General features: G+C 55.7%; 11 protein-coding genes. 10 read left to right on the forward strand and 1 reads right to left on the reverse strand.

From position 1 onward, the window contains the following. The first annotated feature begins 15 nt into the window (after nt 1-15). From AC0YOB_RS31635 to AC0YOB_RS31660, 6 genes are all read left to right on the forward strand, one after another. Nucleotides 16-723, forward strand: coding sequence for an isochorismatase family protein (locus AC0YOB_RS31635; protein WP_475796171.1), 708 nt, complete (start codon nt 16-18; stop codon nt 721-723). Nucleotides 724-780: 57 nt separating this feature from the next. Continuing rightward, on the forward strand, nt 781-2,397 hold the full coding sequence (locus AC0YOB_RS31640; protein ID WP_475796172.1) for an ABC transporter substrate-binding protein: 1,617 nt from the start codon (nt 781-783) through the stop codon (nt 2,395-2,397). A gap of 47 nt (nt 2,398-2,444) precedes the next feature. Continuing rightward, entirely contained in the window at nt 2,445-3,392 is a 948-nt protein-coding gene (locus tag AC0YOB_RS31645) for an ABC transporter permease (RefSeq protein WP_475796173.1), read from the forward strand. Nucleotides 3,393-3,483: 91 nt separating this feature from the next. Continuing rightward, nucleotides 3,484-4,383, forward strand: coding sequence for an ABC transporter permease (locus tag AC0YOB_RS31650; RefSeq protein WP_475796174.1), 900 nt, complete (start codon nt 3,484-3,486; stop codon nt 4,381-4,383). Between the two features lie 55 nt (nt 4,384-4,438). Next, nucleotides 4,439-6,595 carry an ABC transporter ATP-binding protein gene (locus tag AC0YOB_RS31655; RefSeq protein ID WP_475796175.1) on the forward strand — a complete coding sequence of 719 codons (2,157 nt, stop codon included), beginning with the start codon at nt 4,439-4,441 and terminating at the stop codon, nt 6,593-6,595. Then, on the forward strand, nt 6,582-7,892 hold the full coding sequence (locus AC0YOB_RS31660; protein WP_475796176.1) for an MFS transporter: 1,311 nt from the start codon (nt 6,582-6,584) through the stop codon (nt 7,890-7,892). Before AC0YOB_RS31655 ends, AC0YOB_RS31660 begins: the two co-directional genes overlap by 14 nt. 112 nt (nt 7,893-8,004) lie before the next feature. Here AC0YOB_RS31660 and AC0YOB_RS31665 read toward each other — a convergent pair whose 3' ends face one another. Then, the gene (locus tag AC0YOB_RS31665; RefSeq protein ID WP_475796177.1) at nt 8,005-8,790 is read right to left on the reverse strand and encodes a hypothetical protein; all 786 of its coding nucleotides are present in this window, start codon (nt 8,788-8,790) and stop codon (nt 8,005-8,007) included. Between the two features lie 333 nt (nt 8,791-9,123). Between AC0YOB_RS31665 and AC0YOB_RS31670 the strand changes: the two genes are divergently transcribed. The 4 genes from AC0YOB_RS31670 (at nt 9,124) to AC0YOB_RS31685 (ending at nt 15,156) form a co-directional block, all read left to right on the forward strand. Next, nucleotides 9,124-10,002, forward strand: coding sequence for an NAD(P)-dependent oxidoreductase (locus tag AC0YOB_RS31670; protein ID WP_475796178.1), 879 nt, complete (start codon nt 9,124-9,126; stop codon nt 10,000-10,002). Nucleotides 10,003-10,021: 19 nt separating this feature from the next. Next, the gene (larA, locus tag AC0YOB_RS31675; RefSeq protein WP_475796179.1) at nt 10,022-11,293 is read left to right on the forward strand and encodes a nickel-dependent lactate racemase; all 1,272 of its coding nucleotides are present in this window, start codon (nt 10,022-10,024) and stop codon (nt 11,291-11,293) included. A gap of 149 nt (nt 11,294-11,442) precedes the next feature. Beyond that, nucleotides 11,443-13,746: a helix-turn-helix domain-containing protein gene (locus tag AC0YOB_RS31680; protein WP_475796180.1), complete on the forward strand. Its 2,304-nt coding sequence runs from the start codon at nt 11,443-11,445 to the stop codon at nt 13,744-13,746. A 549-nt stretch (nt 13,747-14,295) separates the two neighbouring features. After that, the gene (locus tag AC0YOB_RS31685) at nt 14,296-15,156 is read left to right on the forward strand and encodes an ABC transporter permease (protein ID WP_210044781.1); all 861 of its coding nucleotides are present in this window, start codon (nt 14,296-14,298) and stop codon (nt 15,154-15,156) included. The last annotated feature ends 15 nt before the right edge of the window (nt 15,157-15,171 follow it).

Here is a 15,171-nt window from a genome sequence, read left to right on the forward strand (position 1 = left end):
CAGGAGGTCATGGACATGTATGGATGGGAAACGTATTTAAGCGAGCGGGACAAGGAACACGACAAGCTATGGGGCAAGAAGGAGTTGTATGGCTTCGGAAGCAAGCCCGCTCTGGTTCTGATCGATATTTACTACAGTGTATTGGGCCTCACGCGGGAGCCGATCTTCGAATCCATGCAGATGTGGCCAAGCAGTACGGGGCTGGAAGGCTGGGAGGCGGTCGATAAAACGGCTGAGCTGCTGGCGGTGGCCCGCGAGAATGGCATTCCGGTCATTCATGTCAAAGGACTGCACAGCGGAGTGAACCACTGGGGCAGGAGAAGACGCAAGCAGGTGGAGATGTCGCCGGAAATGCGGCATCGGGGCACGCAAATCGTCGACGAGGTGAAGCCTCTGGATGACGAGCTTGTGATCGAAAAAGCAGCGCCGAGCGCATTCCACGGCACGCCGCTAACCTTTCAGCTGATCAGTCTCGGCATCGATACGGTTATTGTGGCAGGGGAAACCACGAGCGGCTGCGTCCGCGCATCCGTCGTCGACGGAGCGACCCAGCGGTTCCGGATGGGCGTCGTCTCGGAATGCGTTTTCGACCGGACGGAGTCCTCCCATTATATGAATCTGTACGATATGCATAACAAGTATGCCGATGTCGTGTTCCTGGAAGATGCCAAGGCGTATTTTAACGGCATCGGAGCGGCCAACAAACAGAAAATCCACGCGTAGCGTATAAAAGGATAACGCTGCTGCCGGTAAATGTATGATCACAGGGGGAGAAACCATATGAAAAGACAATGGAAGCTGAATCTGGGCATTTGGATCGCTTTTGTACTTCTGTTATCTGCTTGCTCCAACAGCGCAAATCCATCTGTGGACAATGCGCCGCCCGCCGATGCCGCCGCCACGGGGAATGAAGCAAGCGGGAATGCCGATACCGCCGCGGCGGCAGCCGGTGAGCCCAAGGTGCTCAAGGTCCGGTTCTACGATGATCCCGCGGGATTTGATCCGGCCAATATTTTCCGCATCGAGAACGAGAACATCGCCTTTAATATTTTCAGCGGGCTGACCAGCTACGCGTCCGATACGGGAGAAATCATACCGGATCTCGCGGAATCGTGGGAGACTGAAGGCAACCAAGTCTGGACCTTCAAGCTGCGGCAGGGTGTTCAGTGGCAGAAGGACTATGGGGAATTCACCTCCGCCGACGTGCTGTATTCGTACAACCGGATTCTCGATCCGGCCACCGCTTCGCCATACGCTGCCGAGTTCAATAACGTGGACAGCATCGAAGCGCCTGATAAATACACCGTTGTGATCAAGCTCAAAATGCCGGACGGCAACTTTCTGCATCAGGTGGCGAACTACCATCAGGGACAGATCGTGAAGAAGGAAGCCATCGAGAAATTCGGCGATCAGGTCAAGTGGAATCCGGTCGGAACCGGGCCGTTCGAAGTGGAGAAAATCGATCCGAGCTCGGAAATCATCCTCGTCCGCCATGAAGGCTATTATCAGGGCCCGGCACCGATTCAGAAAATTATCTTCAGCATCATCAAGGATGAAGCGACAGCCAACATCGCGCTTCAGAACGGCGAGATCGATGTCATTATGCGCGCCAACCGCGAGGAGAATCTGGATATTCTGGAGAAAGCCGGCTTCAAATTGAATCATGTGGACAACTATGCGGTTTCATTGAAAGTCTTCAATCTGGACAATCCGATTCTGTCCAACCTGAAGGTCCGTCAGGCCTGGGCCTATGCCGTTGACTTCGATGCTATCTCTGAAGGCGTATCTCCCCGGCTGCAGAAGGGAGCCAAGAGCATCCTGCTGGACTGGATGGAGGGCTACAGCGAGAACGCGACGCAGTACAGCTATGACCCGGAGAAAGCCAAGCAGCTGCTGGCGGAAGCCGGTTACCCGGATGGCTTTACGATCAAGCAGGACGGCACTTCGGCGACAGGGGTTACCGAGCAGATGCAGCTGGAGCAGGAATACCTCAAGGCCGTCGGCATCAATCTGGAATTTGATCTGGTCGACACGCCCACCTACAACGAGAAGCGCAACAGCGGGGATTTCGATGTATCCGGACGGCTGCTGCCAGCGGTAAACCCGGACACGATTTTGTTCAGCTATCTGCATCCCGACAATATTGCCCCCAAGGGGCTGAACGGCGCCCGTTACAACAATCCCGAGCTGACGCAGAAGCTTGAAGCTGCCCGTGCCGAGACGGATTCGGCGAAACGGCTGAAGCTGTATGAAGAGGTGCAGCAGATTGTCATGAACGATCTGCCCTACCTGCCGACATACGCAAGCAACGTCTATTGGCCGAGCAAGGCGAACATTGAGGGCATTGTCATCAACAAGCTGGCGCAGGTCAATTTCTACGGCGTTGATATCAAATAACGGGCAACTCCATTTTGGATAAAGCACGATAGCGGAGGTGAAACGCGATGCTGAGCTATACGATGAAACGGATTCTGCAGCTGGTTGTCACCATGTTTGGCGTCGTAACGCTTGTATTCTTCGCCATCCGCATGATCCCGGGCGATCCTGCGGCGGCGATGGCCGGCGATAACCTGTCCGGCGCCGCGCTTGAAGAATTCCGCCAGAGGCTGGGGCTTGACGCCCCCCTCTGGCAGCAGTATACGGATTATCTCCTCAGTGTGGTCCGCTTCGACTTTGGCAGCACGATTACCACATCCCTGCCGATTGCGGGTCTCATGTTCAAGGCGCTGCCAATTACGCTTATGGTTGCGGGACTGACGGTACTGCTTGCGGTGGTGCTGGCCATACCGCTTGGGACGCTGGCTGCATTTCTGGCGAACAAAGGCAGGAAAACGCTCGATAACGCCATCACCTGGACGGCGATGATCGTCGATCTGATGCCGGCCTTCTGGACGGCTCTTCTCCTGATGCTGTTCCTGTCTCTTAATCTGGGGCTGCTTCCGGCAAGCGGAGCGGTTTCCTTCGACGATCCGGCGCTTATGCTGAGGCGCATTGCGCTGCCTGTAATCGTGCTGGCCGTCTCCCAGGTCGCGACGCTTGCGCGCATCACGCGGACAGCTGTGCTTGAAGTGCTGAACGAGGACTATGTGCGCACCGCGCGGTCGCTTGGGATGTCCGAGATCGTGGTCGTGTTCCGCCATGCGCTCAAGAACGCCATGCTCCCGATCATTACCGTCGTCGGACTGAGCTTCGGCAATCTGCTTAACGGCACCGTCATCGTTGAATTTATTTTCTCTATTCCGGGCATCGGCACACTGCTGGTTTACGGCATCAACAGCCGCGATTACCCGCTTGTGCAAAATGTCATTTTATTCTATGCGTTCGTCTTTGTCGCCATCAATTTCATTACGGATATGGTCTACAAAAAGGTTGATCCGCGCGTCCAGTTCTAAAGCTCGGTTGCTTGCGGTGCATCGAAAGCACGAAGCATGGGCGACCGAATCTGAATATGAAGTATCGCAAAAACCTTAGGAGTGATGAAACGTGGAACAAGATGCTGTAGTCAGTGCGGCCCGGCAGCCGGTTGCAGCGGCACCGCCGCGAACCCGGATCCAGCTCCCTTATTTGCGCTTTCTCTATGTCAACAAAAATGCCAAATGGGCGATGATCATCCTGCTGCCCATTCTGCTGTTGACCTTTCTGGCGCCGGTGCTCCCGCTGCCTGCGCCGCTTGTGAGCAATATCCGGTTAAGCCTGAACCCTCCATCGCTGGATCACCCATTCGGCACCGACAAGCTGGGCCGGGATGTCCTCAGCCGTACGCTGTCCGGCATTCAGGTGTCGCTGCTCGTGGGCTTCACGGTTGCGCTGATCGCCCTGGTGTTCGGCATTGTGCTTGGCACAATATCCGGTTTTTTCGGAAAAGCTGCCGATCGCATCATTATGGGAGTCGTCGATATTTTCCTGGCGTTCCCGTCGCTGCTGCTCGCTATCGGGCTGGTTGCGATACTCGGCGCGGGAACGGTGCCGGTCATCTGTGCGATTGCGCTGGCGGACGTGCCGCGCTTTATCCGGCTGCAGCGTTCGCTCGTGCTGAGTCTGAAATCCCGGACCTTCATCGACGCCGCCCGAACGGTGCAGGCTCCCCAGCTGTGGCTGATGGCCAAGCATATTGTGCCCAACACCATCGCTCCGCTGCTTGTCGCTGCCAGTATTGCCGCCGCCAACGCCATTCTGATCGAAGCGAGCCTGAGCTTCCTGGGTCTGGGTATTCTGCCCCCCGAGCCGTCGCTGGGCAACATAATCAAGGACGGCCAGATGTATCTGCAGCAGGCATGGTGGATTTCCACGCTGCCTGGAGTCGTTATTCTGCTCATCGCCATTTCCCTTCACTTCCTGTCCGACGGCATTCGCGAAGCGCTTGATCCAAGAGCCCGCAAGTAGCTGTTAACATTCGGTATGCAGCGGTGACTTCAACCATGTAAAGGAGCTGACAGCCATGAATAACGGGGCAGCAGCGGGTACGCTAAACCGCCCAAGCGACATTACGGCTTCACCTTCTCAGCCCTTGCTGCAGGTCCGCGACCTGCACACCCATTTCTTCACCAGCTCCGGCGTCGTGAAAGCGGTCAACGGCGTCAGCTTCGAGCTTCAGCGCGGAGAACGGCTGGCGATCGTAGGCGAAAGCGGCTCCGGCAAAAGCGCAATGGCCATGTCGCTCATTCAACTCATCTCCTATCCCGGCAAGCTTGTGTCCGGCAGCGTGCAGCTGGATGGCAGGGAGCTCGTCGGCTTGAGCGAGCCGGAGCTCAACAAGCTTAGAGGCAGCGCCATCGGAACCGTATTCCAGGACCCGATGTCCTCGCTGGACCCTGTCATGCGCATTGAAGACCAGATGATGATGCCCATCCGCATGCATCTGAAGCTTGGACCCAAAGAAGCGCGCAGCCATGCGGTGGATCTTCTGAGCCGGGTGGGAATCCCCGATGCGGCCAAACGGATTTCCTCCTATCCGTTTGAAATGAGCGGCGGCATGCGGCAGCGGATCATGATTGCGATGGCGCTCTCCTGCAATCCGAAGCTGATATTGGCCGATGAGCCGACAACGGCGCTGGACGTGACGATCCAGGCGCAAATCGTCGAGCTGCTGAAGACGCTGACGGAAACGACCGGCAGCGCGATGATGTTTATTACGCACGATCTTGGACTTGTCGCCCGGTTTGCCCAGAAGGTCGCGGTCATGTATGCGGGCAAAATCGTCGAATTCGGCACGGTCGGCGAAATCTTCAGCTCGCCCAGGCATCCGTATACCCAAAGCCTGCTGATGACCATTCCGAGCATCAGCGGCGAGAAGCGGAGGCGGCTTCTCCAAATCCAGGGCTTTCCGCCGGATATGAAGCTTCCCGTCAAGGGCTGCTCCTACAAGGAGCGCTGCCCTGCCGCGTCGGAGCGCTGTTACCTGGATGCGCCGGAATTGATGCCCCGTCAGGGCCAGCAGGCAGCAGCCTGCTGGCTGGAGGAAGGGCTTATGACCGAAGGCTATGAGAGCATCACCGCCATGCTCAGCAGGGGGGAGAAGCCTGCGCCTGCCGATAAGGCGGCTGCACGGACGGCGGCAGTGGCTGCTGCCGATTCCGGATCCATGAACGCAGTCATTCGCGGCGAAGCGGAAGCCGGCAGCGGAGCTATGACCGTCGAAGAAGCCCTGGCCGACACAGCTCCTGCAGCTGCTTCCGATGTTGTGCTGGAAATAACCGACTTGCATAAGCATTTCACCAAAACCTCGGTGCTGCCGTGGAAGAAGGATTCGGAAATCCGGGCCGTCAACGGCATCAGCTTCAAGCTGCAGCGCGGCGAGACCATCGGGATCGTGGGGGAAAGCGGCTGCGGCAAAAGCACGACCGCCCGCATGCTGCTGCAGCTGGATGAACCGACAAGCGGCCGGATCGACAGGAACGGCAGCATCCAGATCGTGTTTCAGGATCCGTATTCATCCTTCAATCCGAAGATGAAAATCGCGGATATTATTGCCGAACCGCTGCATGTCCGCAAGATCGGCACACGCGAGGAGCGGAAGCAGCGGGTAAGGGAGCTGATTCTGAAGGTAGGGCTGGACCCGTCTTATCTCGACAGATATCCGAGCCAGCTGAGCGGCGGGCAGCGCCAGCGTGTCGGCGTCGCCAGGGCGCTCTCGCTGAACCCTTCCGTCGTGGTGGCCGATGAACCGACCTCGGCGCTCGACGTGTCCGTGCGCGCACAGATCATCAACCTGCTGTGCGATTTGAAGGAAGAGACGGGACTGAGCTTCGTATTTATTTCACATGATCTGTCGACCGTCCGCTATATTTCCGATACGATTGCGGTGATGTATCTGGGCGAGATTGTGGAATACGGACCGGCGGAGGAGATATTCGTCAGCCCGGCGCATCCGTATACGCAGGCGCTGCTTGCCGCCGTGCCGGTCCCCGATCCGGAAATTGAAGGAGCCAGAAGCATCGAGCTGCTCAAAGGCGAGCTGCCAAGTCCCGCCAATCCGCCGTCCGGATGCGCCTTCAGCTCCCGGTGTCCGCATGTGACCGATGTGTGCACCTCGGCCAAGCCAAAGCTGAAAGGGCATATGCAGCGCCGGGAGGTCGCCTGCCATGCTGTCTCCTGAGTTTTACCGGAAATTCGGCATCTACGGCGGGGGACTTTTCTTCACGATTACGGGAATGGCGCAGCCGTTCTTTACGCTTTATGCGCAGGAAATTGGCGCCTCGACCGCAGCGATCGGCTTCATGGTGACGCTGCGGTCGCTGCTTCCCATCTTCATCGCTATGCCGATCGGCCAGCTCATCGATTCCATCGGTCCCATCCGGATGCTCAAATACGGCAGCGTGCTGCTCATTTTATCGCTATTCATCAATATGATGGCTACGGGCTTGTGGATGCTGAGCCTGTCGCAGATTCTCATGGGCGCATGCGTCATCATCATGGCTTCCTCCTTTCAGGTGCTGGTATCGGAGGGGGAGAAAACAGAGCGGAACGAGAGCATCAAGAAATACTCCATGTGGATGTCGGGCGGCGGGATGCTGGGACCGCTTATCGGCGGCGGACTGACTTCCCTCTTCGCCAATGCCCTGTTCGGCTACAAGTTTTCCTTCGGGGTGGCCTGCGCCGCCTCTCTTCTCTTCTTCATCGTGCTGCTGGCCGTAGCCAGAGGCTACCGGAATACGTCCTATGACGGAGCCGCGCATCCCAAAGAGCTGCTCAAGATAAAAGGCATCGCCGACAGCTATGCGAGCGGCTTCCATTTGACCAAAATCCGCTCCGTCCAGTTCGGACTGATCGGAACGTTCCTCATTATGTACATTCAGTCGCTGTATATGAGCTTTATGCCGATTTATCTGGATGAGCTGGGCTACACGACCCTGCTGATTTCTGTCATTATTTCAATCAATGGACTGGCTGGCATGCTGTCGCGCTACGGTCTCGGCTGGCTGATGGCCAGGACGCATATGGAGCGGATTCTGCTGATCGCTGGTCTGACCGCTGCTGTCTGTGTCGTGTTTACGCCGATTGCCGGGTTTCATATCGCGGGAGTGATTATATTAGTTCTCGTAATGGGCGGTGCGGTAGGCATCAATCTGCCTGTCAGCATTATGATTGTGGTTAACGATACGAAGGATTCCGACCGCGGCAAAATCATGGGGCTGCGGCTGATCATGAACCGCTTCTCGCAAATTCTAAGTCCCGCGATGTTCGGGGTGCTCGGCCAGTGGTTCGGCTTGACGATCGCCTTCTACGCCGGCGGGGGCTTCCTGGTTGCGACAATGCTCGGCTTCTCCGCCTATACCTCGATGAAATGGAAGCTGCGGACGCGCGGCTCTGATAATAAAGGGACGGCAATCGGCAAGGAGCGCGCAAGCGGCCACGCACCGCCCGCGGAGGAGGTCAAACCGGTTGGCATGTAAAGACGGTCCCGTTCAAATTGAGCGGATATATCCGTCCTGATGCTTTAATGCTGCAACGCTTTAAATAAACGCCCGGAAAGCAGCCCCATGACGGGCTTCGCTTCCGGGCGTTTTAGCGTAATCCAGAAGTCCGGTGATGAACAGGCGCAGCCGGATTTTTTTCACTGGACTGCCAGCGGGCGGCAGAAGAGGCATAGAACCAATTCCAGATCATATTCATCGTCTTCGCGAGATTCGATACGGCGCCTCTTCCCGCTCTGGGGGAGAAATAGTTCGGCGATTGTCCTTCCACATCCAGCATGGCGACATTGTCTGGCGCGTAATAGCGGCGCCCTTTCTCCTGCGAGTTATACAGCAGGCCGGGGTATCGGTGCGAGGCGAAACGGTACTTGGCATGGGACCAGCTCCCCTGCCAGGCCAGGGGATCGCCTTCCAGCCACGCTCCCTTCTTGACGATGTAGCCGACCCTCCCCTGAAAATGTCTGCCGATCGGCACCTTTGGCGATCCCACCTGGGCAATGAAACGGATATCGCAGCCATCCTGCTCCAGCAGCTCGGCGGCATGATAGGCCGCGGCTCCTCCGATGCCATAGCCGATAAGCAGAATGGGATCGCGTGCGCCAAGCGTCCGCACAAGCGTTCTGACCTGCTGTCCCCCGGCAGATTGCTGCACCTGCTCGGGATAGAGCCGGACATCCCGGCGCGCGGACCGGATCTGTCTCATGGTGCTGTTATGCTCGCCGCCATAAGGAAACAGAATGCGAATGGTCACATTCAGATTCTCCTGCCCGAACCGGTTGCGCAGCGCATCCGCGAGCGGCCGGAACACCGGCTCCGCCGTACGAATTCCTGCCACTAGATAGATATTCACCCGTTTAAGCTCAGACAATTCGGCCATATGTAAGACTCCCTTCCGCCATCGCCTATCTGTTCTATGTCCTTTCGACAATGCGGGGAGCGTATCCTGCAAGGAATATCCCCCGTTTATCCATGGCGGGCCGCGGCGGGGACTGCTTCGGCGTTCGCGCGTCTATTTCGCACTGCGAACTAGCTGCCAGCGCGCGGTGCGGAGCCGCAAGATGGCGGTCGAAATATGCCGGACAGGCATGGCCGCTTCTTGCCATCCCCTCCGGAGAGCGGTATAAATAAGCTAGCGCAAATATTTTCTGTTTATTGCCGGGACGGAATTGTTTACAATGAAGCCAAGTACGAATAAGCGGGAGGAATAATAATGAGCTCAAATCAGGTTAAGCCAGCCATCGGTTTTATCGGGATCGGCGTGATGGGGAAAAGCATTGTACGCAATTTAATGAAAGCCGGTTATTCGCTGCATGTGTACAGCCGGACCAAGTCCAAGGCGGAGGACATCCTGGAGGAAGGCGCCCGTTGGCATGATAATCCGGCGGAGTTGGCGCAGCATTCCGATGTGGTGATGACGATGCTGGGCTACCCGCATGATGTCGAAGAAGTTTACTACGGCGAGCAGGGGCTGCTGAAGCACGCCAAGCCGGGCACGGTGCTGGTGGACTTGACCACCTCAAGTCCGGAGCTGGCCAAGCGGCTGGAGGAATCTGCCCGCGGGCAGGCGTGCTTCAGTCTGGATGCCCCCGTATCAGGCGGAGATATCGGCGCGCGTGAAGCCCGGCTGTCCATTATGGTCGGCGGGGAAGAAGAGGTATTCCAGCGCATTAGCCCTATTTTCGAAGCGATCGGCACGAATATTGTGTACCAGGGACCGGCGGGCTCGGGACAGCATACGAAGATGTGCAACCAGATCGCCATTGCCTCCAACATGCTCGGGGTGACCGAGGCCATCCGTTATGCGGAGAAGGCGGGGCTTGATCCCGATACCGTTCTGAAAAGCATAGGAAGCGGAGCGGCAGGCAGCTGGTCGCTCAGCAATTTGGCGCCACGGATGATTAAGGGAGACTTCGATCCGGGCTTTTATGTGAAGCATTTTATCAAGGATATGGGGATCGCCCTGGAATCGGCGGAAGCGATGGGATTGCAGGCGCATGGCCTCAGCCTTGCCAAGTCGCTGTATGAGCGGCTGGCCGCATCCGGCGAGGAGAACAGCGGGACGCAGGCACTCTATAAATTATATGAATAGTTCAGGGGGCGAACGGAAAATGAGAGCGGAGCTGCTTTACGGCAAAAGCGGATTGAGCATCGAGGTCCCGGACCATGCGGTCATTATTGAGCCGGCGGCCCAGGCTGGACTTGCCGATGAGAAGGGAGCCGTGACGGAGGCGCTGCGCAGACCGGAAGGTCTGCCTCCGCTCCGGGAGCTGGTCCGGCCAACTGACCGGATTGCCATCGTGATCAGCGACATCACAAGACCTACCCCCAATGAGAAGCTGATTCCCTGGATACTGGAGGAGCTGTCTTTTGTACCGGAGGCGCAGTTCGTCATTATCAACGGAACGGGAACCCACCGGGACCAGACCCGCGAGGAGTTTGTCCGGATGCTGGGGGAGGATGTGGTGAACCGGATTCGGATCATCAATCATCACTGCCATGAGAAGGAGGAGCTGACCCATGTCGGTACGAGCTCCTTCGGCTGCGAGGTGTGGCTGAACAAGGAATATGTGGAGGCTGATTTCCGAATTGTAACCGGTTTCATAGAGCCGCACTTTTTTGCCGGATTTTCCGGAGGACCCAAGGGCATTATGCCGGGAATAGCCGGTATCGAAACGATTATGACCTTTCATAACGCGAGAATGATCGGCGATCCCCGGGCGACATGGGGCAATATGGTCCAAAATCCGCTGCAGGAAATGACGTCGGAGGTAAACCGGATGTGCCCGCCTCATTTTATGCTGAATGTTACGTTGAACAAGGAGAAGGCGATTACCGCGGTGTTCGCCGGCGAGCTGTTCGCTGCCCACGCAATAGGCTGCGCCTATGTGACGGAGCACACGATGGTGCCGGTCAAGGAGCGCTTCGACGTGGTCATCACCTCCAATTCCGGCTATCCGCTCGATCAGAATTTATACCAGGCGGTCAAGGGGATGAGCGCCGCCCACAAAATCGTCAAGCAGGGGGGAACCATCATCTGTGCGGCGGAATGCTCCGACGGGATTCCGTCTCATGGGAACTACGCCGATATTTTGCGGATGCGTCCAACGCCCCGGGAGATCCTGGACATGATTAATGATCCCAAGTTCCGTCTGTTCGATCAATGGCAGGTGCAGAAGCAGGCGGTCATTCAAGTCTGGGCCGATATTATTGTATACTCAACACTGTCTGAAGAGGATGTGCGGGCTGCCATGATGACCCCGACGGACAGCGTGGATGCCGCCCTGCAGGGCTTGACGGCTAAATACGGCAAGGAGATGACGGTGGCCGTGATGCCGCAGGGACCGCTGACCATTCCTTTCGTGCAGGGAGAGCAGGCCTGATAGGCAAACGGCTTAAATTGCCATCCTGAGTTCATAAAAACAAGAAACATGGAAGCGTAAAATCGTTTATGATTAAAGGAACTAACTTCAGCGCATTCAAGCTGTCAACTTGAATGCGCTGTCATTATTGGAAGGGAGAAAGCGGGCTGGTGCTTAAGCATTCAAGAATATTTCGCAGATTTCTGATTTCTTATATTGTCATTCTGATTATTCCAAGTGCGGCCGGCTATATGTCCTATCGCACTTCCATCAATGTTACGCAGTCGATATCCATCGATAACAGCGTCATGCAGCTTCAGAAGAGCAAGGAGATTCTGGAGCGCAGAATGGCTGAGGTCGAGGGCTATACGAGACAGCTGGCTTTGAACCAGGACTTGAACGTCTTGATGAATGAGGATATGAAGGGCGACAAGACGAATGTATACGGCGTATGGAAGGTCATGCGGGACGTGATGGCGGTCAGCCAGACCAATGATTTCCTGCAGCATTTTTTCATTTATCTGAAAAACTACAATGCGATCCTGACGCTGGGTTCGTCCTATTTTCGGCCGGAATACTACTATGAGACCTCTCATTATACCGATATGTCTCTGGAGGAATGGAAGAAGACGGTGCTCGGGGAAACGCATCGAAGTCAGATCATGCCGCTTCGCTCCTATATGGATAACGGTGCGCAGACCTCCGTCATCTCCTATATGCAATCGCTGCCACTGGACAGCTTCAGCGACTCTTCGCCGGCGACCGTGGTGATTACCATTGACCAGAAGCTGATCAACAGCCTGCTGTCGGGCGTGACGGAGCGGTATAACGGCTGGGCTCATATCAGCGATGCGGATGGACAGACGATCAGCATACAAGGGATCAAGGAGCAGGAAATCGACGCTTTAGCGGCTGATCCCAAGTTCGATGAATCCAAGGTCAGTCAATTCTATGATGACGATCTGGTCGTCACGATCCGTTCCAAAACAAACGGCTGGGTCTATCAGGCGGGAATCCCCCGGCATGTTCTGATGGAGAATGCCAACAAGATCAAGCTTATTACCTGGTGGGTCACCGGCATTGCGCTGGTCGTCGGGCTGCTGGTCGGGCTGCTGCTCTCTTACCGCAACAGCGCGCCGATCAACCGGCTGCTGGGGGTCATGAAGGAGAATTTCGGCAAGGATGAAGTTCCGGCCGGCCGCAATGAATATGATTTTCTGCAGGGGAATATATCCAATATGCTGATCAACAACAAGCGTCTGGAGACCGAGCTGAGCCGCCAGATGCCCCTGGTCAGGGACGCTTTTCTCAAACGGCTGATCGCCGGCGAATTTCAATCGCGGGAGGAAATTATCGCTGCGGCCGGGCAGGCAGACACCGGTCTGAGCATGAACAGCGGCTATGCCGGCATTCTGCAGATTCACGGCTACTCCGGCATGGACAGCGTGGAAATCCTGAACGAGCTCAGCGCCGCCAGACTGCTGCTCAAGCAGGCTTTGCGAGACAGCGGCAGCGATATCCAGATGACGGATCTGGGCTCCGACCGCATGGTGCTTGTTTTCACCTCGGAGGAAGAGGAGCCTGGCGAAGAGAGCCGCAGAGCGGAGATCCAGCATCTTTTGGAACAGCTTGCGGACTTCGTGCTTCAGGAATACCGCATTACCGTAACCGTCGCCCTGGGCGACAGCTTTCCTTCCGTCATGGAGGCCAGCCATTCCTTCGAGCAGGCCAAGCAGGCGCTGGAGTATGCGGCCTATATGAACCGGAAAGGGATTTTGTGGTACAGCGATACCCGGATGGAGAGTGCGACCTATTATTATCCGCTGGATATTGAGCTGCGCCTTATCAGCACGATCAGCAGCGGGGATATCGAGGAAGCCAGGCGGATTGTCGCCTCTGTCATCTCGCAGAATGTGGAGAACAGGGAGCTTTCCATCGATATGAAGCAGCAGCTGATCGAGGAATTGAAGGGAACGCTGCTTAAACTGCTGGATCAGAAGTCCTTCATGGAGTCCGAGGTGTTCGAGAATGTCAAGAACCGGATTATCGGCATTCAGGCCAAGGAAGCGATCGAGCCGGTTACACGCGAGATCGATGGCATTATGGAAGCCCTGTGCGGGGTTATCACAAGCAAGAAGAATGATGTCCACACCAGAACCATCGAGCAGATTACACTGTACATTGCCAAGACGTACATGGACCCGGATCTGAATCTCTACCGCATTGCCGAGAAGGTGGAGCGTCCCGAGAAATACATTTCCCAGCTGTTCAAGGATGTGACGGGAACGAATTTATCGGATCATCTGGAGAAGGTGCGGATGGATCATGCTGCCGTATTATTAAAGAAGAACGATTACACCGTCGACGATATCGCTTCCCGTGTCGGCTATAACAGCTCGCATTCCTTCCGCAGAGCGTTCAAACGGGTCATGGGAGTCTCCCCAAGCTCGTACAGACAATCTGCCGGTGAATGATAATCCCGACTGCCTCGTGCAGCCGGGATTTTTTTTTTTTTTCGAATATCAGAAAGTACAAAATGCAGCCTCACCTTATCTGATATTTCTGAGGGAAGGAACTAACTTGCCCGCCAAAGAAACAGCGAGGCCGTTTCTTCTTGACTGAAATACGGCTGAACAAGCCGATTGTGCAGACGAATACATCCTCCCGAAGCTTCTGCTCCCTTGTATGCCCGGTACCTCCCAAATCCCGCTTCGCGCAAGGGCGCAGATGTCCTTTCCCCTTGATATACAAGGGATTAGAGGACGCTGCTGCGGACAAATGGACCCCTGAAACAAGGAAATCTGTACGCAAAACGACCCAGATGTACCTATTCATTGCCCGGAAAAATCACATACAATCAGTCGTGTAGAAAGCGCTGTCACCTTTCATAAGGCATCGATACATTAGGGGGTATTGTTTTGGATACGGACACACTAACCAATCAAAGGACGCTTCCGCGAAGCGGCAGGGCAGGCTTCGCAGAAGCCGCGGGGAAGAGCCTGAAGAAGCATTGGCAGCTGTATATGATCGTGCTTCCGCCGGCTTTGTTCTTCCTTATATTCAAGTATTACCCGATGCTCAACGCGGTTCTTGCCTTCAAGGAATACAACGTAATGAAGGGCATATGGGGCAGCCCGTGGGTCGGATTCGACAATTTCAGACTGTTTTTTGATAATCCGATGTTCTGGACGCTGATCAAGAACACGATTCTCATCAGCGGCTATCAATTGCTCGCCGGATTCCCGATTCCCATTCTGCTGGCATTGGGCCTGAACGAAATACGCGTCGGAAGGTTCAAGCGGCTTGTCCAGCTCGTTTCCTTCGCGCCTTATTTCATCTCTACGGTTGTCATGGTCTCCATCATCATGCTGTTTCTGGCTCCGCGACTGGGTTTTGTCAATATAGCGATGAATGCCATGGGCATGGATTCCATCAATTTCCTCGGCGAACCGGGAATGTTCCGCTCCATCTATGTGTGGTCCGATATCTGGCAGACAGCCGGTTACTCGGCCGTCATCTACCTGGCGGCGCTGGCCGGCATTGATCCCGTGCTGTACGAGGCGGCCAAGGTAGACGGAGCGACGCGTTTCCAGAAGATACTGAATGTGGATCTGCCCGGGATACTGCCCACGATCACGATTGTGCTCATTTTGAATGTGGGAAGCATTATGGCGATTGGTTTCGAGAAGATCTATCTGCTGCAGAATCCGCTTACTACATCCACTTCGGAAATTATTGCGACCTATGTGTATAAGGTCGGGCTGCTTAATGCGAACTACAGCTTTGCGACTGCGGTCGGCCTGTTCAACTCTTTCATCAATCTTATTCTGCTGGTAGTCGTCAACGGGATTGCCAAAAGGGTATCCAACAACAGTATCTGGTAAAAAGGGAGTGCAGCT

Source organism: Paenibacillus sp. JT31N17, from assembly GCF_056269255.1.